The following is a 22,320-nucleotide window of genomic DNA, read 5'->3' as shown; positions in this document are numbered from 1 at the left end:
GCGCCGCTGGGCGTTGGGCCGTTGGGGCGGCTTGGAGCGCGTCGGCGAAAAATGCTTGAGCCCCCTCCAACTCCTTGCTATACTCTCGCTTCTTCGTGGCCCGGTAGCTCAGTTGGTAGAGCAGCGGATTGAAAATCCGCGTGTCGGTGGTTCGATTCCGCCCCAGGCCACCAGCAGTATTGAACCCCAAGAACCGCAAGGTCCTTGGGGTTTTTCTCATGGCGCACACCGCGAGAATTGGCAGGTAACGCGTGACCGGGCGTGACCGGGCGTGACCGGGGAGGGCGCACCGCGAGGGTGTCCTCTGCTCCGCAGTATAAGTGCCGCGCTGCTCGGCCTCGAGAGGTGAAGCATATACTTGGCACCGCAGGGCGGCACAGCGCGCGCGCCGCGCCCGGACATGCGCCGCGCGCTCACCCTATTGATCAGGTCCACGGAGTATTCACGGTGATTCGGACAGACGCTAAGCATCGCGCGCTCGTGCTGTTTTCGGGCGGCCAAGATTCGACCACGTGCCTGGCCTGGGCGCTCGAGCGTTATGAGACGGTCGAGACGCTCGGCTTCGACTATGGCCAGCGCCACCGCGTCGAGCTCGAGTGCCGCGACGGCGTGCGTCAGGCGATTGCGCAGGCGTTCCCGGCTTGGGCCGAGCGCCTCGGCGACGATCATATGATCGACCTGTCCGTGCTCGGTTCGATCAGCGACACGGCCATGACGCGCGAGATTCAGATCGAGTCCGCGGCGAACGGTTTGCCGAACACGTTCGTGCCGGGCCGCAATTTGATGTTCATGACGATCGCCGCCGCGATTGCCTACCGCCGGGGCCTGTCGGTGCTCGTCGGCGGCATGTGCGAAACCGACTTCTCGGGCTACCCCGATTGCCGCGACGATACGATGAAGGCGCTGCAAGTGGCGCTGAACCTCGGTATGGACAGCCGTTTCGTCGTCGAGACGCCGCTCATGTGGCTCGACAAGGCCGATACTTGGCGCCTCGCGCTCGAGCTGGGCGGTGAGGCATTCGTCGAATTGGTGCGCATCGAGACGCATACCTGCTATGTCGGCGAACGCGCCGAGTTGCACCATTGGGGCTTCGGCTGTGGCGAATGCCCGGCGTGTCGTTTGCGCAAGCGCGGCTACGAAGCGTTTCTCGCCGGTGAAAAGGTGTTGCAGCCGGTGTAGCTAGCGGTGCTTAGGCGCCTAGGCGTCGGGCCGATTCGTCGTGGATCGGCCTAAAATCGAGACGGATGAAAGAAGCGGCATGACGTACGCGGTCAAGGAAGTTTTCTACACGTTGCAAGGCGAAGGCGCGAATGCCGGCCGCCCGGCCGTGTTTTGCCGGTTTGCGGGCTGCAACTTGTGGTCGGGCCGCGAGGAGGATCGCGAGAGCGCTGTTTGCCGCTTCTGCGATACCGATTTTGTCGGCACGGATGGCGAGAACGGCGGGAAGTATCGCGACGCTCGCGTGCTGGTCGACGTGATCGCCTCGCTCTGGCCCGAGGGCGAGGGACATCGGTTCGTCGTCTGCACGGGCGGCGAGCCGATGCTGCAGATGGACGAGTCGCTCGTCGGCGCGCTGCATGCGGCGGGCTTCGAGGTCGCGATCGAGACGAACGGTTCGCTGCCCGTGCTCGAGTCGATCGATTGGATCTGCGTCAGCCCGAAGGCCGATGCGCCGCTCATCGTCACGAAAGGCAACGAACTCAAGGTCGTCGTGCCCCAGGACAATCAACGTTTGGCCGAGTATGCCGAGCTCGACTTCGACTACTTTCTCGTGCAACCGATGGACGGCCCTTCGCGCGAACTCAACACCCGTCTTGCGATCGATTGGTGCAAGCGCCATCCGCGCTGGCGGCTCTCGATGCAGACTCACAAGTATCTGAACATTCCCTGATTCACCGTGCTGACGATTACTCGAAAACTCGAATTCGATGCGGGCCACCGCATTCCCGACCACCGCAGCCAGTGCCGCAACTTGCACGGGCATCGCTATGTGATCGAAATCACGCTGTGCGGCGACGTCGTGGAAACGGAAGGCGCACCCGATCGCGGCATGGTGATGGACTTCGCCGACGTCAAGTCGCTCGCGATCGAGCATCTCGTGAGCCGCTGGGATCATGCGTTCCTCGTTTTCGAAGGCGATACGCGCGTGCGCGAATTCCTCCAATCGATGCCCGACCACAAAACGGTCGTGCTCGAGCGCATCCCAACCGTCGAAAATTTGGCCGCGATAGCCTTCGATACGCTGGCCCAGGTCTATGACGCGCACTATGGCGTCAACTTGCGATTGCAGCACGTGCGTCTCTACGAAACGCCGAACTGCTGGGCCGACGTCGTGCGCGACGCCTAGGTTCGGCTCGGCCGTTTCCCGGCAAGCGAAAGAACTCGAAGCCGCCGTGAACGGCCCCTTGACGCTCGCGGTACGGGGTATGCTCCGGCCTTGCAGGTAAGGCTTTCAGGGGTGTTCGTCGCCCCGCATCGGAGCATTTATTGTCGGGGTATGATCGTGCCAGAGCAGGCTGCGCAGCGACGCGGCCAGCCGACGACCGATCCAAGGAACGAGACATGCCGGCCACCGCATCCGCGAGCGTACGTCGCTCGGCGCTTGCGTGGCGCGCGCAGGGAGCACCCCGATGAGCGCGTTCACGAATCCCCTCAAGCAGCGTCTGAAGGAAGGCGAGCCTCTGCTCGGGCTCTGGTTGTCGCTCGCCAGTGCCGATGCGGCCGAAGCGCTCGCCCACGCGGGCTTCGATTGGCTTTGCATCGACATGGAGCATGCGCCGAACGATTCGGCCGATGTAAGCGCGCAGTTGCGCGCGATCGCCGCCGCGCATTTGCCCACCGAGCCGATCGTGCGTGTGCCCGCGCGAGAAGGCTGGCTCGTCAAGCGGGTACTCGACGCGGGTGCGCGCACGCTGATGTTTCCGAATATCGAATCGGCCGAGGATGCCGCGCACGCGATTCGCCTGACGCGCTATCCGGGCGTCGATGCGCCCGACGGGTTGCGCGGCGTCGCGGGCGCCGTGCGCGCGGCCGCGTTCGGCGCGCGCCGCGATTACATCCAAAGCGCGAACACCCAAATCGCCACGATCGTACAGATCGAATCGGCTCAGGCGCTGGCGGACGTCGAGGCCATCGCCGCCACGCCCGGCGTCGATTGCTTGTTCATAGGGCCGGCCGATCTGGCAGCGAGTCTCGGCTATCTTGGCGATTCGAAGCATCCGGACGTGCAGGCGGCGATCGCACGAATCGCCGATGCGGCGAGCAAGGCCGGAATTCCGGCGGGCATTTTTGCACTCGATGTCGCGAGCGCACGCCAGTACCGTGACGCGGGTTTTCGCATGATCGCGCTCGCGGCGGACGTCATTTGGCTCGTGCGCGCGACGCGGGCGGCATTGCAGGAGGCGAGATCATGAGACCAAAGACGATGAAGACGCGGATGCTATCGATGCTCGTGCTCGGCGCCGCGGCGTTCGCGCAAGCGAGCGGTGCGCTGGCGCAGGCCGCCTCGGCGCCGCAGGCGCAAGCGGGTGCGGAGGCCGAAACGCAGACGGCCGTTGCCGATTACAACGCGGGTAATCTCAGCACGGCGCTCAAGGAGTTTCGCGAGGCGGCCGATCAAGGCAATCGGCTTGCCGAGTTCAATTACGCCATGATGCTGCTCAACGGGGAGGGCACGACGGCCAACGTCGACGAAGGTCGCAAGTGGCTGCTCAAGGCGGCGCAGGCGAACATGTCGCATGCTCAATACGTCTATGGAAAGATGTACGACGACGGCGACTTCGTTGCGCGCGACCCGGCCGTCGCGCACCAATGGTTCCTCAAGGCGGCGCAGCAAGGCCATGTGCAAGCGGAACTGGCGCTGGCGAACCAGTTCCTCGACGGACGCGGCACGCCACGCGACAACGCGCAGGCCTTCATTTGGTACAAGAAGGCGGCGGAGGCAGGCGATATGACCGCGCAGTACGTCACGGGCTCGTTCTACGAGCATGGCGGCGACGGCGTGACGGTCAATCTGAACGTCGCGCGAGCCTATTATGCGGCGGCGGCGGCCCAGGGCGATCCGGCCGCCCGACTCAAGTATCAGGATCTGAGCCGGGAGCTGCAGGACGAGGCCAAGAAGCAGCAGTCGAAATAGCGCGGAGCGATCAACTCTTCATCAGCCGCTTCTGTCGGCCGACGCTCATGATGAGGCCGACGGCGATCCCGAGCGTCGTCAGCGCGGTGCCGCCGTAGCTCATGAACGGCAGCGGCACGCCGACGACGGGCAAGATTCCGCTGACCATGCCGACGTTGACGAATGCGTAGGTAAAAAACGCCATCGTCAACGAACCGGCGAGCAGCCGGCCGAATAGCGTCGCGCCGTTGGCCGCGATATAGAGCCCTCGCGCGATCAGCGCCGTATAGAGCGTCAGCAGTACGAGCTCGCCGACGAGCCCGAATTCCTCCGAAAACACCGCAAAAATGAAGTCGGTATGCTTTTCGGGGATGAAGTCCAGGTGCGCCTGCGTACCTTTGAGCCAACCCTTGCCGAGCGGGCCGCCCGAGCCGATCGCAATGACGGCTTGGATCGTATGGAACCCCTTGCCGAGCGGGTCGGACGTCGGGTCGAGCAGCGTGCAGATGCGGTGCTTTTGATAGTCGTGCATCAACGGCCACTGCACTTGCGGCTGGCAGATTTTCTCTTGAAAGGTCGCGATGAGGCTGACCCCGATGACGGCCGCGATCAGCACCGGCACGATCAGCTTGAACGAGAGGCCGGCGAAGTAGATGACGAAGAGCCCCGCTGCGAACACGAGCACGGCCGTGCCGAGATCCGGCTGCTTGGCGATCAACCCCACCGGCACCAGCAAGATCACGAAGCCGACGATGAAGTCGTACCAGCGGATCGAGCTCTCCCGGCGCTGGTAGTACCACGCCAGCATCAGCGGCGTGGCGATTTTCAAGATTTCCGATGGCTGAATGACGACGCCGACGTTGATCCAGCGCTTCGCTCCCTTTTTCGTGACGCCGAACATCGCTACCGCGACGAGCATCGCGATGCCGAACGTATAGAGCGGGACGGCAAAGCGCATCAGCGTTTGCGGCGGGATCGTGGCGAGCACCCACATCAAAACGAACGTCAGCAGGATGTTGCGTAGTTGGTCTTCGACGCGCCCGGGGACGTCGATGCTCGCGCTGTAGAGCGTGACGATGCCGACGCACAACAGCAGAAACACCGTCAGCGCGAGCGGACGATCGAAGCCGGCGAACATCTTCTTGAAGCGGTCGAGCCAGGCGCGCTTATCGAAGGGCATGCCTTTCTCCGTTAATCGTTGGGGCCGGACGCGTCCGGCGTGGCGGCGGCGCCCGTCTGCACATCGCCGCGGTTTTCCCGCGGCACGGCGAGCGCGGCGCTGGCGGCCGCGTCGGATGGTGCACGCCGCTTCTGCGGTGCCGGGGTCGCGCCGTTGGCGGCTGCACCCGAGGCCGCACCTTTATGCAAACGCCGCATTGCTTCGGCGGCCGGAGGCCGCGGTGCCGAGGCCGCCGAACGGGCCGGCGGCGCGGATGCGGCCGCCGTCGCGCGCGAACCGGGCTGACCGCTGCGTCCGGACGGACCGGCGGCTACGGCTGCGCTCGCCCCCGAGGTGGCCGCTGCGGCTGCAGTCGTATTCGACGTCGAGGCCGTTTGCGATGCGGCGACGACATCCGATGCGATCAGCGGTGCCGACGCGTCATGCGGTGCGGACGCCGGCACCGCCGGCAGCGGCAGCGCCGCGAATCCGACCGCAACCTTGACGGGGGCTGCCGTGCCGTCGGCATCGGCATTGGCGTCGGCATCCGATGCGCCGATGACCGGCACCGCCGTTGTTTGCGTGGCCGAGGCGGCGGCGGCGACAGCGGCCTGCAGCACGCCGGGCTTGCCCCGCTGGAGCAGGTAATAGTCGAGCACGCGACGCACGATCGGGCCGGCCGCGCTGGCGCCCCATCCGCCGTTTTCGACGATACAGGCGACGGCGATCGTCGGATGATCGGCCGGCGCGAACGCGATGAACAGCGAGTGGTCGCGCAAACGCTCGGGGATCGCGCCGCCGTGATATTTCTGGCCTTGCAGCGAAAACACCTGCGCGGTACCGGTCTTGCCGGCCACCGTGTAAGGCGCATTGCGGAAGACCTCGTAGCCCGTGCCGGAGGGGTTGCTCGTCACGGCCACCATACCGCGCTTGACGACGTCGATATCGGCTTGGCTCACGTCGATGCGGCCGCTCTCGTGCGGCACCGTGAGCCGCATTTCGCGCGTGATCGGGTTCTCGATTTCCTTGACGAGGTGGGGGCGCATGACGATGCCGTTGTCGGCCAGCGTCGCCGTGGCGTGCGCGAGCTGCAGCATCGTGAACGAGTTGTACCCTTGGCCGATGCCGAGGCTGATCGTCTCGCCTTCATACCAGCGCTGCTGTTCGGGTTTGCGGTATGCCTTCTTCTTCCATTCGGTGGACGGCAGGATGCCGCGTGCTTCGCCGGCGATGTCGATCCCGGTCAGTTGCCCGAAGCCCCACGGCTTCATGAACTTGGCGATTGCGTTGACGCCGAGATCGTGCGCGAGCATGTAGAAGTAAGTGTCGTTCGACACCATGATCGCGCGGTTCATGTCGATCCAGCCCTGGCCTTGCGGCACGTCGTTGCGGAACGTGTGTCCGCCGAACTGGTAGAAGCCGGGATCGTGGAAACCCCATTCGGGCGTGCGCTTGTGCAGCGTCAGCGCCGCGAGCGCCATGAACGGCTTGTAGGTCGAGCCCGGCGGGTAGGCGCTGTGCAGCGGCCGGTTCAGCAGCGGGTGATCGGGCGAATTGTTGAGCTCGTCCCACGTCTGTTGATCGATGCCGTCGACGAACGCGTTCGGATCGAAGCTCGGCGCCGACACGAACGCGAGGACGTCGCCCGTCGACGGCTCGATCGCGACGAGTGCGCCGCGCTTGCCTGCGAACGCTTGCTCGGCCACCTCTTGCACGCCGATGTCGAGCGAGAGCACGAGATTGTTGCCCGGCGTTGCCTGCGTGCGCGAGAGCGTGCGCACGGGGCGGCCGCCCGCCGTCACTTCCACTTCCTCGAAGCCCGTCAGGCCGTGCAGTTCGGCCTCGTAGCTCTGCTCGACGCCGATCTTGCCGATGTAGTCGGTTCCCTTGTAGTTGTTGGCGTCGAGGCGCGGATCGTAATGATCGGGATCGCTGTCGTTCTGTTCGCTGACGGCGTCGATTTTTTCCTGATCGCGCTGCGAAATGCGGCCGATATAGCCGATCACGTGCGCAGCCGTCGTGCCGAGCGGATATTGGCGGAACAGCCGCGCACGCACGTCCACGCCGGGAAAGCGAAAGCGCTGCGCCGTGAAGCGCGCGACTTCCTCGTCGGTCAAGCGCGTGCGGATCGGCAGGCTTTCGAAATTCTTCGAATCCTCGAGCAGCTTTTTGAAGCGGCGGCGATCGCGCGCGTCGATCGTGATAACCGTCGAGAGCTTGTCGATGACGTGGTCGAGCGTGTCGTCGAGCTTGGACGGCGTGATCTCGAGCGTATACGCCGAATAGTTGCGGGCGAGCACGACGCCGTTGCGATCGGTGATGATGCCGCGATTGGGGACGATCGGCGCGACCGAGATCCGGTTCTCCTCGGCCTCGAGCGAATACTTGCTGTAGTGCCAGACCTGCAGGAACAGAAAGCGCAGGATCAAGAGCCCGAAGCAGACGAGCACGAACAGCCCCGCCGCCGCCACGCGGAAGCGGAACTTCGAGAGCTGCAACTGGGTGTTTTTGAATTCCGTCATGCTTTAGCGCGAGGTGCGCTCAAATCGGCCCTCAATGGGCCCTCAAATAGGCCGCGTGTCGTCCGGGTCGGCCGGGCGGCGCTGCGGCATGAGAAGCAGCGAACAGGTGAGCGGCCACAACGCCGCCTCGACGAAACCGTGCACGAGCTGGCCCCAGCCCGGGAACGCGGCGCCGGTCAACAAGCGAATGACGAACGGCACGAACTGCGCGATCACGAGCAGCGGCGCGACCGCGAAAACCTGCACGCCGCGCGGCATCCACAGCACGCGTCGATGGATCGTGATCGCGCCGTACGAGAGCAGCGTATAGGCGAGCGCGTGCTCGCCGAGCAGGCTGGCGTCATGCACGTCCATCAAGAGCCCGAGAAAGAACGCGATGCCCATGCCGACCTTGCGCGGCTGATGCACGTTCCAAAACAGCAGGACGAGTGCGACGAAATCGGGTACGCCGATGAGCCGGCCCCACGGCATCAGGTTCAGCAAGAACGCCGCGGCGAGGCTGAATCCGATGAAATAGGGGTTGACCGGCAGCAGGATGTATTGCGGACGATTCATCGCCGGGCTCCCGATGCGGCGCGCGGGGCGGCCGCGCTATGGGCTTTCGCCTCGGCCGCGGGGGGCGCGGCCTTCTCGGCCTTCTTCGCCTTGGCGTCCTTCGGTTGAGAAGCGGGCGCGGGCGCCTCGGGGCGCGCTGGGACGTCGCTCTTGTAGTGGAGCACGAGCACGTCGCGTGCGCCGCGCACGGCCGCCACCGGCACGCAGACGACACGTGCGAACGCCGTATCGGCCTGCTTGTCGACGCGCACGACCTTCGCGACGGGCAGCCCTTCCGGGTAGACGCCGTCGAGCCCGCTCGTGACGAGTTCGTCGCCGGCCACCACGTCGGCGCTGATCGGCACGAAGTGCAGCTCGAGCGTGTCGCCGGTCGCGGTGCCGTAGACGACGCTGCGCAAGCCCGTGCGCACGACTTCGACGGGCACCGCTTCGTCTTTGTCGGTCAGCAGCGTGACTTCCGATTGCATCGGGAACACACGCGTGACCTGTCCGATCATGCCGTCTTCGCTGACGACCGGCGAGCCGTTTTGAACGCCTTGCTGCGAGCCGCGTCCGATCACGACTTTCTGCGTGAACGGATCGCGCATGCCGTACTGCACTTCGGCCGGGATCGACTGCGTCGTGACATTGTGCGACAAGCCGAGCAGCGCGCGCAGATGCATGTTTTCGGCCGTGAGCGTGGCGACTTGATTGGCCTGCAGCGAAAGCTGGAGATTCTTGGCCGTGAGCGTTTGATTGTCGCGCCGCAGCGTGTTGTTCGCGACGGCGAACTGCGCCGCCCCCAGCACGAGGTCGCGCGGCAAGAGCGCCGCGCGCTGCAGCGGATAGAGCCCCGCATCGAGCACGGCGCGCACGACTTCGAGCGTCTTGAAGCGTGCGTCGGAGACCAGCAGCACCAGCGAGAGGACGACGAAGAAGATGAGCCGCGCAAGCGCGGACGGGCCTTGCTTAAATAGAGGCGGCGGACTGTATTCCATGGTCGACGCCGAAAGCGTGAACGTTGGCGGGTACCGGGGCGGCGCGCATCATTGCTCGATCGGCGATGAACGAGCGATGCGCGCGCGGCATGCCTGCGACGTCACTCGTACGAAAAGATGCTGCCGAGCTTGTCCATGCGCTCGAGCGCCATTCCGGAGCCGCGCACGACGCAGGTCAGCGGATCTTCGGCGACAAGCACGGGCAGGCCCGTTTCTTCGGCCAGCAGGCGATCGAGATCGCGCAGCAGCGCGCCGCCGCCCGTCAGCATCATGCCGCGCTCGGCGATGTCGGCGCCGAGTTCCGGCGGCGTTTGCTCGAGCGCGATCTTGACCGACGACACGATCTGATTGAGCGGATCGGTCAGCGCTTCGAGGATTTCGTTGCTCGAGATCGTGAAGCTGCGCGGAATGCCCTCCGACAGATTGCGCCCTTTTACTTCCATTTCCTTGACTTCGGAGCCGGGGAACGCCGAGCCGATTTCCTTCTTGATCGCTTCGGCCGTTTGCTCGCCGATCAGCATGCCGTAGTTGCGGCGGATGTAGTTGACGATCGCTTCGTCGAACTTGTCGCCGCCCACGCGCACGGAGCCCTTGTAGACGATACCGCCGAGCGAGATCACGCCGACTTCGGTCGTGCCGCCGCCGATGTCGACGACCATCGAGCCCGTCGCTTCCGACACGGGCAGGCCCGCACCGATCGCGGCCGCCATCGGCTCCTCGATCAGGTAGACCTGCGAGGCGCCGGCGCCGTGGGCCGCTTCCTTGATCGCGCGACGCTCGACTTGCGTCGAGCCGCACGGCACGCAGATGATGATGCGCGGGGAGGGCGAGAACATGCGCGATTCATGGGCCGTTTTGATGAACTGCTTGATCATCTGCTCGGTGACCGTGAAATCGGCGATGACACCGTCCTTCATCGGGCGGATCGCTTCGATGTTGCCCGGCACCTTACCGAGCATTTGCTTGGCCTCGCGGCCGACTGCCTGGATGGTTTTCTTGCCGTTGGGGCCGCCTTCCTGACGAATCGACACGACGGACGGTTCGTCGAGGACGATGCCCTTGCCGCGCATGTAGATCAGCGTGTTGGCGGTGCCGAGATCAATTGCCAGGTCGTTGGAGAAGTAGCTGCGCAAAAAGCCGAACATGAAATTCCTGTCTCGCGGGAGAGGCCGGGCTTCGCCGTGATGGCGCCGCGCGGCGGCGGAAAAAATAAAAGCTTCGGGTTCTGAGCGGCTGCCGTTCGAGCGCCGCCACGCGAGCGCGAAGCTGCAAAGAATTCGACCGGAGGCCGTGGCTCGCGAGGCGGCGGCTTATTCTGAGGCGCCGAGTGGCCTGGGGCAGGGCTGTCCGGGTTTGGATCGAACGCGTAATGATACCTTATAATTTCGACCTATTTGTAGTAAACGGGCGGTCCTTTTTGCCGTTGCCGGCCCCCTGTACGAGGGTCCGATCCAACGCCCTAACTCACTGGCGCAACATTGTTTTTTTCCGCGTTGCGCCTTGCCCTTGCCTCCGGTGAAACGCATGGCTTTGACCCTGACCGATGTGAAACGCATCGCCCATCTCGCGCGGCTCGAATTGGCCGACGCCGATTGCGAGCACACGCTCGCCCAGCTCAACGAGTTTTTCGGGCTCGTCGAGCAAATGCAGGCCGTGGATACGTCCGGCATCGTGCCGCTCGCCCATCCGATCGAGCAGATCGAGGACGTCGCGCTGCGGCTGCGCCCGGACGCCGTCACCGAAGCGGTCGATCGCGATGCCTCTCAGCGCTGCGCGCCCGCCGTGCAAGAGGGGCTGTATCTGGTCCCCAAGGTGATCGAATAACGGCCTTGACGGTCTTGACGGATCTACGGAAAGAAAACGACATGTACGAAAAAAGTTTGAGCGAGCTTGCGAGCGCGCTCGCAAGCAAGGCGATTTCCGCCGTCGAGCTCGCGCAGCTCTATCTGAAGCGGATCGACGCGGCGAGCGAGCTGAACGCGTTCATCGAGGTCGAGCCCGAGCGCACGCTCGAGCAGGCGCGTGCCGCCGATGCGCGGCTCGCGCGCGGCGAGGGCACGCCGCTCACCGGCCTGCCCGTCGCGCACAAGGATGTGTTCGTCACGCGCGGCTGGCATTCGACGGCGGGCTCCAAGATGCTCGCGGGCTACGAAAGTCCGTTCGATGCGACCGTCGTCGAGCGCCTCGCGAGCGCCGGCATGGTGACGCTCGGCAAGACGAACATGGATGAGTTCGCGATGGGCTCGTCCAACGAGAATTCGGCGTTCGGCCCCGTGCGCAACCCCTGGAACACGCACGCGGTGCCGGGCGGCTCGTCCGGCGGCTCGGCCGCGGCCGTGGCCGCGCGTCTGGCTCCCGCCGCGACGGCGACGGATACGGGCGGCTCGATCCGTCAGCCTGCGTCGTTCTCGGGCGTGACGGGCATCAAGCCCACCTATGGGCGCGTCTCGCGCTACGGGATGATCGCGTTCGCCTCGTCGCTCGATCAGGGTGGCCCGTTGGCCAAGAGCGCGGCCGATTGCGCCCTGCTGCTCGGCGCGATGGCCGGCTTCGACGAGCGCGACTCGACGAGCCTGCAACGCGCCGATGAAGACTACACCCGCTACTTGGGTCAGCCCTTCACGTCCGCCGCACCCGCCGGCAAGCCGCTCGCCGGCCTGCGCATCGGGCTGCCCGCCGAGTATTTCGGCGCGGGTCTCGCCGATGACGTGCGCGCGGCCGTCGACGCCGCGCTCAAGCAATACGAGGCGCTCGGCGCGACGCTCGTGCCCGTGTCGCTGCCTAAAACAGAGCTTTCGATTCCCGTCTACTACGTGCTCGCACCGGCCGAAGCGTCGTCGAATCTGTCGCGTTTCGACGGCGTGCGTTACGGCCACCGCGCGAGCGAATACCGCGACTTGCTCGACATGTACAAGAAGTCGCGTGCGCAAGGGTTCGGCCCCGAGGTCAAGCGCCGCATCATGGTGGGCGCGTACGTGTTGTCGCACGGCTACTACGACGCCTACTATCTGCAGGCGCAAAAGATCCGCCGCATCATCGCCCAGGACTTTCAAGAAGCCTTCAAGACTTGCGATTTCATCATGGGCCCGGTTGCGCCCTCGGTCGCGTGGGACATCGGCGCCAAGGGAGACGATCCCGTCCAGATGTACCTGGCCGACATTTACACGCTGTCGGTCAGCCTGGCCGGCTTGCCCGGCATGAGCGTGCCGTGCGGCTTCGGCACGGGCGCCGGCGCGGGCCGCCCTGTCGGCCTGCAGATCATCGGCAACTATTTCGACGAAGCCCGTATGCTGCAGGTCGCCGATGCGTTCCAGCGTGCAACGGATTGGCACACGCGAGCGCCGCAAGCGGCTGCGCGGGAGGCATGAATATGGAATGGGAAGTCGTTATCGGTCTCGAGACGCACGCGCAGCTTTCGACCGTCTCGAAGATTTTCTCGGGGGCATCGACGCGTTTCGGCGCCGAGCCCAACACGCAAGCGTGCGTAGTCGACCTGGCGTTGCCGGGTGTGCTGCCCGTGATGAACCGCGGCGCCGTGGAGCGCGCGATTCGCTTCGGCCTCGCGATCGGCGCGACGGTCGCGCCGCGCAGCATTTTCGCGCGCAAGAATTACTTCTACCCCGATCTGCCGAAGGGCTATCAGATCAGCCAGTACGAGATCCCCGTCGTGCAAGGCGGCACGATCACGATCCAAGTGCCCGCGAACGAGAAGGCCGGCACCGCGGCGTACGAGAAGACCATTCAGTTGACGCGCGCGCACCTCGAGGAAGACGCGGGCAAATCGCTGCATGAAGACTTCGCCGGCATGACGGGCATCGACCTGAACCGCGCGGGCACGCCGCTGCTCGAAATCGTCACCGAACCCGAGATGCGCAGCGCCGCGGAGGCCGTGGCCTACGCGAAGTCGCTGCACGCGCTCGTCGTTTGGCTCGGCATCTGCGACGGCAACATGCAGGAAGGCTCGTTCCGCTGCGACGCCAACGTCTCCGTGCGCCCCGTCGGGCAGAAGGAATTCGGCACGCGCGCCGAAATCAAAAACCTGAACTCGTTCCGTTTCCTCGAAGAGGCGATCCAGTTCGAGGTACGCCGCCAGATCGAATTGATCGAGGACGGCGGGACGGTGGTGCAGGAAACGCGCCTCTACGATCCCGACCGCCGCGAAACGCGTTCGATGCGCAGCAAGGAAGATGCGCATGACTACCGCTATTTCCCCGACCCCGATCTGATGCCGCTCGTCATCGATGCGGCCTGGATCGAGCGCGTGCGGGGCGAAATGCCCGAACTGCCGGCATCGATGCAGCAGCGCTTCGCCGAACAATACGGCGTGACGCCTTACGATGCGACGGTGCTCACTTCGAGCAAGGCGATGGCCGGCTACTTCGAGGCCGTCGTCGCGAAGGCGGGCGCGGCGCAGGCGAAGGCGGCCGCGAACTGGCTGATGGGCGAAGTGTCGTCGCAACTGAATCGCGACGGGCTCGAGATCGATGCCTGCCCCGTGTCGGCCGCGCAACTGGCGCTCGTCCTGCAGCGGATCGCGGACGGTACGATCTCGAACAAGCTCGCGAAGGAAATCTTCCTCGCCATTTGGGAAGAAAAGGCGGCCGACGAAGGCGCGGCCGATCGTATCATCGACGCGAAGGGGCTGAAGCAGATCTCCGATACCGGTGCGCTCGAAGCGATCATCGACGAGGTGCTCGCGGCGAATCAGAAATCGGTCGAAGAATTCCGCGCCGGCAAGGAAAAGGCGTTCAACGCGCTGATCGGTCAAGCCATGAAGGCGACGAAAGGCAAGGCCAATCCGCAGCAAGTGAACGAGTTGCTCAAGAAGAAGCTTTCCTGAGTCTCACCAACGAGAGGGGACGAGAGGGCATGGCCAAGCGCGCGCAATTGGATGACTTCCGAGTCCCGTTTTTCGACGGCGACAAACCGAGCAAGGCGTTTTCGCTAGCCGATTTCGACACGGGCGCCAAGCCCTTCTCGGCCGGCTCGAAGCAAGGCGACCGAGAACGCCTGGCCGCCTATGCCGCCAAGCTCGACGAAATGCAGGAGCGCTTGCATGCGCAGCGTCGCGAGCGCGTGCTGCTCGTCTTGCAGGGCATGGACACGAGCGGCAAGGACGGCACGATTCGCGCCGTCTTTCACGAAGTCGATCCGCTCGGCCTGCGCATCGCGACGTTCCGCGTGCCGACGCCCGAGGAAGCCGCACACGATTTTCTATGGCGCGTCCATCGACAGACGCCGCAGGCCGGCGAACTGACGATCTTCAACCGCAGCCACTACGAAGACGTGCTCGTGCCACGCATTCAGGGCGAACTGCACGCCGCCGAACTTGCGCACCGGTACGCGCATATTCGCCACTTCGAGGCGCTGCTCGCCGATTCCGGCACGGCCATTCTCAAGTGTTTCCTGCACATTTCGAAGGACGAGCAGCGCGAGCGCTTGCAAGCGCGGATCGACGACGACACGAAGCACTGGAAATTCGAGCCGTCCGATCTCGAAGCGCGTCGGCATTGGGACGACTATCAGGCCGCCTATACGGAGGCGCTGGCGGCGACGTCGACCGAACGCGCGCCGTGGTACGTGATCCCGGCCGATTCGAAGTCGCATCGAAACTGCATGGTGGCGGCGCTGCTGCTGCGCGTATTCGAGCGTTTGGACCTCGAGTACCCGGGCGCGAAGGAATCGCTGAAGGGACTCACGGTCACCTGAGCCGGTGGCGACGGTTCGCCGGGCGCTTTCAAGCTTTCAACGACTGTCCACGGCATACGCTAGGCATCGACGCTTCGTACCGAACCCGACTACAACAAGGATTTCTCATGCTGCGAGTGATTACGGCCAATTTGAACGGCATCCGTTCGGCCGCCAAGAAAGGCTTTTTCGAATGGTTCGGCGAGCAGAGCGCCGACGTCGTTTGCGTGCAGGAAGTCAAATGCTCGCAAGACGACATGACGCCCGAGTTCCTCGCGCCGCACGGCTTCGGCGGCTACTTCCAGCACGCCGTGAAGAAAGGGTATAGCGGAGCGGGCCTCTACACGCGGCACGAGCCCGACGACGTCGTCATCGGCTTCGGCAGCGAGGAGTTCGATCCTGAAGGCCGTTACGTCGAGGCGCGTTTCGGCAAGCTCTCGGTCATCTCGGTGTACGTGCCGTCCGGTTCGAGCGGCGAAGACCGGCAGCAGGCGAAGTTCCGTTTCATGGACGAGTTCATGCCGCACCTCGCCGCGCTGCGCAAGGTGCGCGAGGTGATCGTTTGCGGCGATGTGAACATCGTCCACAAAGAGATCGACATCAAGAACTGGAAGAGCAACCAGAAAAATTCCGGCTGCCTGCCCGAGGAACGCGCTTGGCTCACGACGCTGTTCGACGAGGTGGGCTATGTCGACGTATTTCGCCGGCTCGATTCGCGCGCCGAGCAGTACACGTGGTGGAGCAATCGCGGCCAGGCGTATGCAAAGAACGTGGGGTGGCGTATCGACTATCAAATCGCGACGCCCGGCATCGCCGAGACGGCGAAAGGCACGTCGATTTTCCGCGACATCAAGTTCAGCGATCACGCGCCGCTGACGGTCGATTATGCGCACAATTTGACGTGAGCGCGACCGTCGCGGCGTCGTGCAGGCTCGACGTCTCGGCTAGCCGCTAGCGGCGGCGGTGGTCCGGCAGCAAGGGATTTTCCGCGTAGTACCGGCGCAGGAAAGCGTGCCGCGGCGTATCGGGATCGATGATGGTTTTCGTATCCACTGCGATCTGTTGGCGCAGCAGCCCGCCTCGGTCTTCGCGCGACGCAGGCCAAGCGGGCAGCGACGGGTCGTTCGGCGTGCCCGTTTTGACGAAATGCGCTACATAACCCGAGAAGATGCGCGAGACGGCGTGGTCCTCGGGCCTCCAGACAAACCGATTCGACAACCCGAGCGTGCCCAGCACGTATTTGATCTCGCTGCTGTGCACCGCACCGTCCTCGGGCAATTGGTCCGGTTCAGGGGTTCGTTTCGGTGGGCGTTTGTGTGTGTAGTAGTAGAAGTAGACGAACGAGCCGCCCGTTTGCCGATGCGCATCGACCCAGCGGCGCGTGGCGTGGCTGATGAAGATGTCGCTCGCCAGCGACGTGGCTGAGCGCCGCACTTCGTCGTCGTCGTTGCCGGGATAGAGCGCCAGCGCTTCGGTCGCGTACGGGCCGAACGTGCGCTGGAGCACGGCGCGCCAGTTTTCGGGCGTCGGCGGCTTGGCATCGAGAATCATCGTATGGGGGGCTTCGTGCGAATTGCTGCCGACGAGCAGCGGCACGCGCGCTTGCGAGCCTGCCTCATACGCCGATTCGAGCGATTGAGTCAGGAAGTGGCTATCGACCGACGGCCAAAAGAGGAACTCCGGATTGTCCTTCGTGCCTGTGGCATTCAGTAGCGCTTGGGCCGGCATGGCGCGCAGCGCGCTGAGCGACTTCGCGTTCACCTTTTGTCGAAATCCCTCCGACATCGTTGTGGCATCGTGGCGCGACCATACCGTGAGCGGCCCGAACGCAGCGCCGCTTTGGCCGATGGCGCGGGTGAAGAGCCCCTTCGACAACGGCGACGCCATATGGGCGCTGACTGCGACGGCGCCGGCCGATTCGCCGCCGATCGTCACTTTATCGGGATCGCCGCCGAATTTGGCGATGTTCTCGCGCACCCAGTGCAGCGCGGCCTGTTGATCGAGCAGACCGTAATTGCCGGCAGCGCCATACGCAGATTCGCGCGCCATTTCCGGCAGCGCCAGGAAACCGAATACGCCGAGGCGGTAGTTGACCGTCACCGTCACGATACCGCGCGAGGCGAGGGCGGCGCCGTCGTATCGCGGCTCCGAGCTGTCGCCAGCCGCGAAGCCGCCGCCATAGAAGTAGACGAGCACCGGCAGCTTCTCGCCGTCCGTCCGCGCCGGCGTCCATACGTTCAAAAAAAGGCAATCCTCGCTCATTTGGCGTGCGCGAAATTCCATGGGAAACAGCGGCAGTTGCATGCAACGGGCGCCGAACTGCGTGGCCTGGCGTACGCCGCCCCAGGCCGCGGCAGGTTGTGGTGGTTTCCAGCGAAGTTCGCCGATGGGCGCAGCGGCGTAGGGAATGCCCCGGAACGCGCGCAATTCGATGTCCTTGAACGCGCTTCTCGCCCCTTCGATCGTGCCGGCCGGCAAGTCGATGCGCGTCGTCGGTTGATTCGCCGCCGCGCAAAGTGCGTTCGACAGCAGGCAGCCGAGCGATGCGGCGACGAGCGCGGCGGCGCGGCGATGTGACGCGCGCAATGGGCGCAATGGGCGCGGGAAAGCAAAGCGTTGAATGGCCGTCATTTGAGTCTTCGTCATGATCCTCTCGAGTTATAAAATAATGAGCGCGGACCGCTATTCGCAATGAAGACGCGAATGAATCATCGACGCCATGAATCGATGGCGTAATGAGATTGCTGCTGAATTGAATTTATTCGAAACGATGCGTCACGCATCGATCGTGTACATACGCCTTGTAGGTATGAAGTTGAGGCAAAGGCGTGAGCGGTATTCTCTTGTAGATTCTGCCGGTGATCGACGCAATTTCCTCAAATAAGACGAAGCGAATCACGATCGAATGTCTATGTCGACTGCATATCGAATTGTTTCATTGCGGCAGGACGATCGTTTGATCGTGCCGTCCTCGCGTCTGGCCGGTTCGATCAGTTGCGCTTCGGGCTGCCCTTGGTCGCGCGCATTCCCGCATAGGCGGGTAGCTGCTCGACGGTGATGCCGCGAGCCTTGGCATACAACGCGAGCATGTCGGGCAGCCGCTTGATGAGGTCGAGCCGCCGCGCGGCGCTATAGGGGTGGATGGCGATGAAGCCGCCGTCCTTCTCGCCGCGTGCCTCGAGCGCGAGCTTGTCCCAAAGCGTGACGGCGGCGCGCGGATCGAAACCCGCGCGCGATGCGATGTCGCTGCCGATGACGTCGGCTTCCGTCTCGTCCGTTGCGTCGAACTCGAGCGAAGCAAGCGGGGCGGTAGGCGCCGGCGTAGAAGGTTCGCCTAGTTCGGACACGCCGAACAGCCGCGAGAGCGCTACCGCGGCAAGGGGTACCCGCTGCTCGCCAAGCTGCTCGCGGACCTGCTCGCGCAGCGCATGCGCGATCTCGTGGCCGAACAGCATCGCCATCTCGTCGTCATTCAGGTGCACGCGTTCGAGCAGTCCGCTGTAGACAACCAGCTTGCCGCCCGGAAAGCTGACCATACGCACGTCGCGCGAGCGGATCACGCTGACCTCCCACCGCCAGTCTTTCGTGCGGTCGCTCCATTTCGTCGCGAGCGGCGAGAGCTTGGCAAGCAGCGTGCGCAGCCGCTTCACGCGCGGATCGTCGGCGGGCAGTAGGCGATCCTCGCCGCGGGCGCGGTCCATGAGCCGATCGTATTCGGCGATCGACTGCGCCTCGACGACGGGAGGCGGCAAAAGATTGCGGAACAGGCGCGTCTGGCCGAAACGGATCGGCTCACGCGATGCGGGCTCGGCCGCAGCGGCGGCGCCGGGCGCGGGCGTGATGGCGGGGGCGCCCCAGGCGGCGAGCGCGAGTGTGGGCGAGAGCGCCGAGGTTATGGTGACTGCCACGGCAACGGTCACCGCGAGGGCGCGGAACATCGAGCGTGACAGGTGCGGCGTGCGGGCCGCCGTCGCTAGGTGCGCGCGCTCCACGGGGCGATCCTCGGCAACAACAACATGCCTGGTGCCGCGAGTGCGGCGCAGACGAGAAAATAGTCGAACCAGCCGATTTTCGCGACGACGAAGCCGCTCGCCGCCGACGCCAGTGTGCGCGGTACGGAGGCGAGGCTCGTGAAGAGCGCGAATTGCGTCGCCGTATAGCGCGGATCGGTGGTACTCGCGATATAGGCCGTGAAAGCGGCGAGCGTGAGGCCCGTGGCGAACGTTTCGAAACCGTAGATGAGCGCGAGCGCACCCGGCGAGGGACCGATTTTTGCGAGCCAGGCAAAGCCGAGCGTCGAGACGATCTGCACGAAGCCGAAGATCCAGAGCCCGCGGGCGATCCCGATCTTCACGAGCCAGACGCCACCGACGATGCCGCCCGCGAGGCTCGCCCAAAACGCCGTGGTCTTCGCGATCACGCCGATCTGCGTCTTGTCGAAGCCGAGATCGAGGAAGAACGACGTCGACAGCGTCGTCGCCATCGTGTCGCCGAGCTTGTAGAGGAAGATGAACCCGAGCACCAGCAACGCGGCGGAAAGGCCATCGCGCGTGACGAATTCGGCGAGCGGCAACGCGATGGCCTCGCGCAGGTTCTTCGGCGGCGCGCCGTGCACTTGCGGCTCGCGCACGACGAGCGTCATGACCATGCCGGGCAGCATGAACGCCGCCGTGACGGCGAACACGGCCGTCCACGGCAGGTGATCGGACAGAATCAGCGACAGCGAGCCGGGGATGAGCGCCGCGACCTTGTAGGCGTTCACGTGCACGGCGTTGCCGAGCCCTTGCTCGGTGTCGGCGAGCAGCTCGCGCCGGTAGGCGTCGATGACGATGTCTTGGCTCGCGCCGAAGAACGCGACGAGCGCGGTCAGCGCGGCGACGGTCCAAATCGCGTCGCGCGGCGAGACGAAGCCGAGCGAGGCGATCGCGCCGGCCACGAGCACCTGGGTTGCGAGCATCCAGCCGCGACGGCGCCCAGGGCGCCAGAACGGCAGCCTAGGCACATAGCGGTCCATCAACGGTGCCCAGACGAATTTCCACGTATAGGGAAATTGAATCAGCGCGAACAGGCCGATTTCCTTCAGATTGACGCCTTCCGAGCGCAGCCACGCCTGCACGAGATAGACGAGCGTAAACAGCGGCAATCCCGACGTGAAACCCAGAAAGACGCAGATCAGGATGCGCCGGTTGAGGAATGCGCGCCAACCGGGGTGAGCCTCATGAGCGCTCAGTGCGGCGCGCTCGTGCGACGGGGGCGGGATATCTCGTTTGATGGTCGGCCTCTTCGATGCAGCGCTCTCAAGCGGGCGCGGGCTTGCCCGTGCTGCGCCTGACGCGATAGACCGCAAGACTACCACGCCAGTTCTCGCCCCAACGCACCGTGCGCCCTCCGTGCAGAACCGCGCGATCGAGAATCTCGACGCCGACCTCGGGCGCGAGCGCCTCGAAGTCGCGGATCGTCAGCACGCGCACGTTCGGCGTGTTGTGCCACTGATGGGGCAGCGATTTCGAGACCGGCATGCGGCCGCGCAGTACCGAGAGCCGGTGCGGCCAATAGCCGAAGTTCGGGAACGAGACGATGCATTCCTTGCCGACGCGCGCCGTCTCGCGCAGGATCGCGGCGGTTTGGTGGATCGTCTGCAGCGTCTGCGAGAGGATCGCGAAATCGAAGCTCTCGTCCTCGAACAAGCGCAGGCCGTCTTCGAGATTCTGCTGGATGACGTTGACGCCTTGCCGCGCGCAGGCGAGCACGCCCGCATCGTTGATCTCGATGCCGTAGCCCGTGACGTCGAGCTCTTCGCTCAGCAGCGCGAGGAGGCTGCCGTCGCCGCAGCCCAGATCGAGCACGGTCGCATTGGGCTCGACCCAGCGGGCGATCGCCCGAAAATCGGCCCGGGTCGTGAGCGAATCGATGGCAGCTTGGTTCATGCGCCTACCTCCAGAGCAATGCGTTCGTAATAGGCGCGCACGACATTGTGATAACGCGCGTCGTCCAGCAAAAAGGCATCGTGTCCGTGCGGCGCGTCGATTTCGGCATAAGTGACGCGCCGCTTGTGGTCGAGCAGCGCCTTGACCAGTTCGCGCGAGCGCGTCGGGGCGAACCGCCAATCGGTCGTGAAGCTGGCCACGAGGTACTGCGCTTGCGTGTGCGCGAGCGCCGCGGTGAGATCGCCGTCGAACGCCTTGGCGGGGTCGAAATAGTCGAGCGCGCGCGTGATCAAGAGGTAGGTGTTCGCATCGAAGTAGTCGGCGAATTTGTCGCCCTGGTAGCGTAGGTACGACTCGACCTCGAACTCCACGTCGAAGCTGAAACGGTAGTCGTCGCCGTTGCCGGTACTGCCTGCGCTGCGGCGCAGCGCGCGTCCGAACTTGGTGGCCATGTCGTCGTCGGACAGGTACGTGATGTGGCCGATCATGCGGGCGACGCGCAGGCCGCGCTTGGGCTTGACCCCGTGCGCGTAGTAGTCGCCGCCGTGAAAATCGGGATCGGAGAGGATGGCCGAGCGCGCCACTTCGTTGAACGCGATGTTCTGCGCCGACAGTTTCGGCGTCGATGCGACGATGATGCAGTGCCCGATGCGCTCGGGATACATGAGGCTCCAGGCCAGTGCCTGCATACCGCCGAGGCTGCCGCCCATGACGGCGGCGAAGCGGTCGATGCCGAAGGCGTCGGCCAAGCGCGCCTGCGCATGCACCCAATCCTCGACCGTCACGACCGGAAAACGCGCGCCATAGGGCTTGCCCGTGGCCGGATCGAGGCTCATCGGGCCTGTCGAGCCGAAGCACGAGCCGAGATTGTTCACGCCGATCACGAAAAAGCGGTTCGTATCGAGCGGCTTGCCCGGCCCCACCATGTTGTCCCACCAGCCGACGTTCTTCGGTTCGCCCGCGTAGACGCCCGCGACGTGATGGGAGGCGTTGAGCGCGTGGCAGACGAGCACGGCGTTCGAGCGCTGGGCGTTGAGCGTGCCGTACGTCTCGACCATGAGGTCGTAGCCGCTCAGGCTCGCCCCGCTTTGCAGCGCGAGCGGCTCGTTGAAATGCATGCGTTGTGGCGCGACGATGCCGATCGATTCCATGTATTCCGCCTTCTGACAGGGCGGCTAAATGGTGTCGGCGGCGCGCGGGAAGGGGGGCGGATAGTGCGCGGCAGACGACCTCTTTAGCCGCATTTATAGTGAACCGGAGTGAAAGCCCAGGTTCGCGCGCCCGCAATCGAGTCGACAAATCGGCGCGCCCGCCTTCAGCGACCTCGACCTTGACCTCGACCATATATCGAGGGTGATCTTCGCTTAAGGCAATAGCA

General features: G+C 64.6%; 20 protein-coding genes and 1 tRNA gene. 11 read left to right on the top strand and 10 right to left on the bottom strand.

Annotation, left to right across the window (positions count from 1 at the left end):
- Positions 1–97: 97 nt before the first annotated feature.
- The 6 genes from J3485_RS17660 (at position 98) to J3485_RS17635 (ending at position 4,135) form a co-directional block, all read left to right on the top strand.
- A tRNA-Phe gene (locus J3485_RS17660) sits at positions 98–173 on the top strand.
- 274 nt (positions 174–447) lie between these two features.
- Complete coding sequence (gene queC / locus J3485_RS17655; RefSeq protein WP_206955283.1) at positions 448–1,179, top strand: 7-cyano-7-deazaguanine synthase QueC; 732 nt, start codon at positions 448–450, stop codon at positions 1,177–1,179.
- 79 nt (positions 1,180–1,258) lie between these two features.
- The gene (gene queE, locus J3485_RS17650) at positions 1,259–1,891 is read left to right on the top strand and encodes a 7-carboxy-7-deazaguanine synthase (RefSeq protein WP_206955274.1); all 633 of its coding nucleotides are present in this window, start codon (positions 1,259–1,261) and stop codon (positions 1,889–1,891) included.
- A gap of 9 nt (positions 1,892–1,900) precedes the next feature.
- The gene (gene queD / locus J3485_RS17645; protein ID WP_206955862.1) at positions 1,901–2,347 is read left to right on the top strand and encodes a 6-carboxytetrahydropterin synthase QueD; all 447 of its coding nucleotides are present in this window, start codon (positions 1,901–1,903) and stop codon (positions 2,345–2,347) included.
- 283 nt (positions 2,348–2,630) lie between these two features.
- Positions 2,631–3,413 carry an HpcH/HpaI aldolase family protein gene (locus J3485_RS17640; RefSeq protein WP_206955271.1) on the top strand — a complete coding sequence of 261 codons (783 nt, stop codon included), beginning with the start codon at positions 2,631–2,633 and terminating at the stop codon, positions 3,411–3,413.
- A gap of 11 nt (positions 3,414–3,424) precedes the next feature.
- Complete coding sequence (locus tag J3485_RS17635; RefSeq protein ID WP_374192446.1) at positions 3,425–4,135, top strand: tetratricopeptide repeat protein; 711 nt, start codon at positions 3,425–3,427, stop codon at positions 4,133–4,135.
- Between the two features lie 10 nt (positions 4,136–4,145).
- On the opposite strand, the gene rodA is transcribed toward J3485_RS17635, so the two are convergent.
- From rodA to J3485_RS17610, 5 genes are all read right to left on the bottom strand, one after another.
- Positions 4,146–5,294: a rod shape-determining protein RodA gene (gene rodA, locus J3485_RS17630; protein WP_206955266.1), complete on the bottom strand. Its 1,149-nt coding sequence runs from the start codon at positions 5,292–5,294 to the stop codon at positions 4,146–4,148.
- Between the two features lie 11 nt (positions 5,295–5,305).
- Positions 5,306–7,795: a penicillin-binding protein 2 gene (gene mrdA, locus J3485_RS17625; protein ID WP_206955256.1), complete on the bottom strand. Its 2,490-nt coding sequence runs from the start codon at positions 7,793–7,795 to the stop codon at positions 5,306–5,308.
- Positions 7,796–7,837: 42 nt separating this feature from the next.
- Positions 7,838–8,350: a rod shape-determining protein MreD gene (gene mreD / locus J3485_RS17620; protein ID WP_206955249.1), complete on the bottom strand. Its 513-nt coding sequence runs from the start codon at positions 8,348–8,350 to the stop codon at positions 7,838–7,840.
- Positions 8,347–9,327 (bottom strand): rod shape-determining protein MreC, encoded by a 981-nt coding sequence (gene mreC, locus J3485_RS17615; RefSeq protein ID WP_206955240.1) that lies wholly within the window; start codon positions 9,325–9,327, stop codon positions 8,347–8,349. The genes mreD and mreC overlap by 4 nt, the downstream gene beginning before the upstream one ends.
- Positions 9,328–9,428: 101 nt before the next feature.
- Entirely contained in the window at positions 9,429–10,472 is a 1,044-nt protein-coding gene (locus J3485_RS17610; RefSeq protein WP_017772379.1) for a rod shape-determining protein, read from the bottom strand.
- Positions 10,473–10,851: 379 nt separating this feature from the next.
- Here J3485_RS17610 and gatC point away from each other — a divergent pair, with 379 nt between their 5' ends.
- From gatC to J3485_RS17585, 5 genes are all read left to right on the top strand, one after another.
- The gene (gene gatC, locus J3485_RS17605) at positions 10,852–11,151 is read left to right on the top strand and encodes an Asp-tRNA(Asn)/Glu-tRNA(Gln) amidotransferase subunit GatC (RefSeq protein WP_206955238.1); all 300 of its coding nucleotides are present in this window, start codon (positions 10,852–10,854) and stop codon (positions 11,149–11,151) included.
- Positions 11,152–11,192: 41 nt separating this feature from the next.
- Positions 11,193–12,695 (top strand): Asp-tRNA(Asn)/Glu-tRNA(Gln) amidotransferase subunit GatA, encoded by a 1,503-nt coding sequence (gatA, locus tag J3485_RS17600; protein WP_206955235.1) that lies wholly within the window; start codon positions 11,193–11,195, stop codon positions 12,693–12,695.
- Positions 12,692–14,167 (top strand): Asp-tRNA(Asn)/Glu-tRNA(Gln) amidotransferase subunit GatB, encoded by a 1,476-nt coding sequence (gene gatB / locus J3485_RS17595; RefSeq protein WP_206955233.1) that lies wholly within the window; start codon positions 12,692–12,694, stop codon positions 14,165–14,167. The genes gatA and gatB overlap by 4 nt, the downstream gene beginning before the upstream one ends.
- Before the next feature lie 29 nt (positions 14,168–14,196).
- Positions 14,197–15,036, top strand: coding sequence for a PPK2 family polyphosphate kinase (locus J3485_RS17590; protein ID WP_206955231.1), 840 nt, complete (start codon positions 14,197–14,199; stop codon positions 15,034–15,036).
- 107 nt (positions 15,037–15,143) lie between these two features.
- The gene (locus J3485_RS17585) at positions 15,144–15,920 is read left to right on the top strand and encodes an exodeoxyribonuclease III (RefSeq protein ID WP_206955229.1); all 777 of its coding nucleotides are present in this window, start codon (positions 15,144–15,146) and stop codon (positions 15,918–15,920) included.
- A gap of 46 nt (positions 15,921–15,966) precedes the next feature.
- Here the strand turns inward: J3485_RS17585 and J3485_RS17580 are convergent, their stop codons facing one another.
- The 5 genes from J3485_RS17580 to metX form a co-directional block, all read right to left on the bottom strand.
- Positions 15,967–17,661 carry a carboxylesterase/lipase family protein gene (locus tag J3485_RS17580; RefSeq protein WP_242538596.1) on the bottom strand — a complete coding sequence of 565 codons (1,695 nt, stop codon included), beginning with the start codon at positions 17,659–17,661 and terminating at the stop codon, positions 15,967–15,969.
- Positions 17,662–18,005: 344 nt separating this feature from the next.
- Entirely contained in the window at positions 18,006–18,923 is a 918-nt protein-coding gene (locus tag J3485_RS17575) for a M48 family metallopeptidase (protein ID WP_309477024.1), read from the bottom strand.
- A gap of 65 nt (positions 18,924–18,988) precedes the next feature.
- Positions 18,989–20,275 carry an AmpG family muropeptide MFS transporter gene (locus J3485_RS17570; protein ID WP_206955859.1) on the bottom strand — a complete coding sequence of 429 codons (1,287 nt, stop codon included), beginning with the start codon at positions 20,273–20,275 and terminating at the stop codon, positions 18,989–18,991.
- A gap of 37 nt (positions 20,276–20,312) precedes the next feature.
- A complete protein-coding gene (gene metW, locus J3485_RS17565) occupies positions 20,313–20,942 on the bottom strand; it encodes a methionine biosynthesis protein MetW (protein ID WP_206955227.1) in 630 nt (209 codons plus the stop codon).
- The gene (gene metX, locus J3485_RS17560; RefSeq protein ID WP_206955225.1) at positions 20,939–22,093 is read right to left on the bottom strand and encodes a homoserine O-succinyltransferase MetX; all 1,155 of its coding nucleotides are present in this window, start codon (positions 22,091–22,093) and stop codon (positions 20,939–20,941) included. The genes metW and metX overlap by 4 nt, the downstream gene beginning before the upstream one ends.
- Positions 22,094–22,320: the final 227 nt, after the last annotated feature.

This window comes from Trinickia acidisoli, from assembly GCF_017315725.1.
GTDB classification, from domain to species: Bacteria; Pseudomonadota; Gammaproteobacteria; order Burkholderiales; family Burkholderiaceae; genus Trinickia; species Trinickia acidisoli.
The sequence above is the reverse complement of the archived record's forward strand: the minus strand, read 5'-3'. Positions and strand labels throughout refer to the sequence as shown.

Coding starts and splice junctions, on each gene's coding strand:
- queE (WP_206955274.1), top strand. CDS start 1,259: ATGACGTACGCGGTCAAGGAAGTTTTCTACACGTTGCAAGGCGAAGGC.
- J3485_RS17640 (WP_206955271.1), top strand. CDS start 2,631: ATGAGCGCGTTCACGAATCCCCTCAAGCAGCGTCTGAAGGAAGGCGAG.
- J3485_RS17635 (WP_374192446.1), top strand. CDS start 3,425: ATGAAGACGCGGATGCTATCGATGCTCGTGCTCGGCGCCGCGGCGTTC.
- rodA (WP_206955266.1), bottom strand. CDS start 5,294: ATGCCCTTCGATAAGCGCGCCTGGCTCGACCGCTTCAAGAAGATGTTC.
- mrdA (WP_206955256.1), bottom strand. CDS start 7,795: ATGACGGAATTCAAAAACACCCAGTTGCAGCTCTCGAAGTTCCGCTTC.
- mreD (WP_206955249.1), bottom strand. CDS start 8,350: ATGAATCGTCCGCAATACATCCTGCTGCCGGTCAACCCCTATTTCATC.
- mreC (WP_206955240.1), bottom strand. CDS start 9,327: ATGGAATACAGTCCGCCGCCTCTATTTAAGCAAGGCCCGTCCGCGCTT.
- J3485_RS17610 (WP_017772379.1), bottom strand. CDS start 10,472: ATGTTCGGCTTTTTGCGCAGCTACTTCTCCAACGACCTGGCAATTGAT.
- gatC (WP_206955238.1), top strand. CDS start 10,852: ATGGCTTTGACCCTGACCGATGTGAAACGCATCGCCCATCTCGCGCGG.
- gatA (WP_206955235.1), top strand. CDS start 11,193: ATGTACGAAAAAAGTTTGAGCGAGCTTGCGAGCGCGCTCGCAAGCAAG.
- gatB (WP_206955233.1), top strand. CDS start 12,692: ATGAATATGGAATGGGAAGTCGTTATCGGTCTCGAGACGCACGCGCAG.
- J3485_RS17590 (WP_206955231.1), top strand. CDS start 14,197: ATGGCCAAGCGCGCGCAATTGGATGACTTCCGAGTCCCGTTTTTCGAC.
- J3485_RS17585 (WP_206955229.1), top strand. CDS start 15,144: ATGCTGCGAGTGATTACGGCCAATTTGAACGGCATCCGTTCGGCCGCC.
- J3485_RS17580 (WP_242538596.1), bottom strand. CDS start 17,661: ATGACGAAGACTCAAATGACGGCCATTCAACGCTTTGCTTTCCCGCGC.
- metW (WP_206955227.1), bottom strand. CDS start 20,942: ATGAACCAAGCTGCCATCGATTCGCTCACGACCCGGGCCGATTTTCGG.
- metX (WP_206955225.1), bottom strand. CDS start 22,093: ATGGAATCGATCGGCATCGTCGCGCCACAACGCATGCATTTCAACGAG.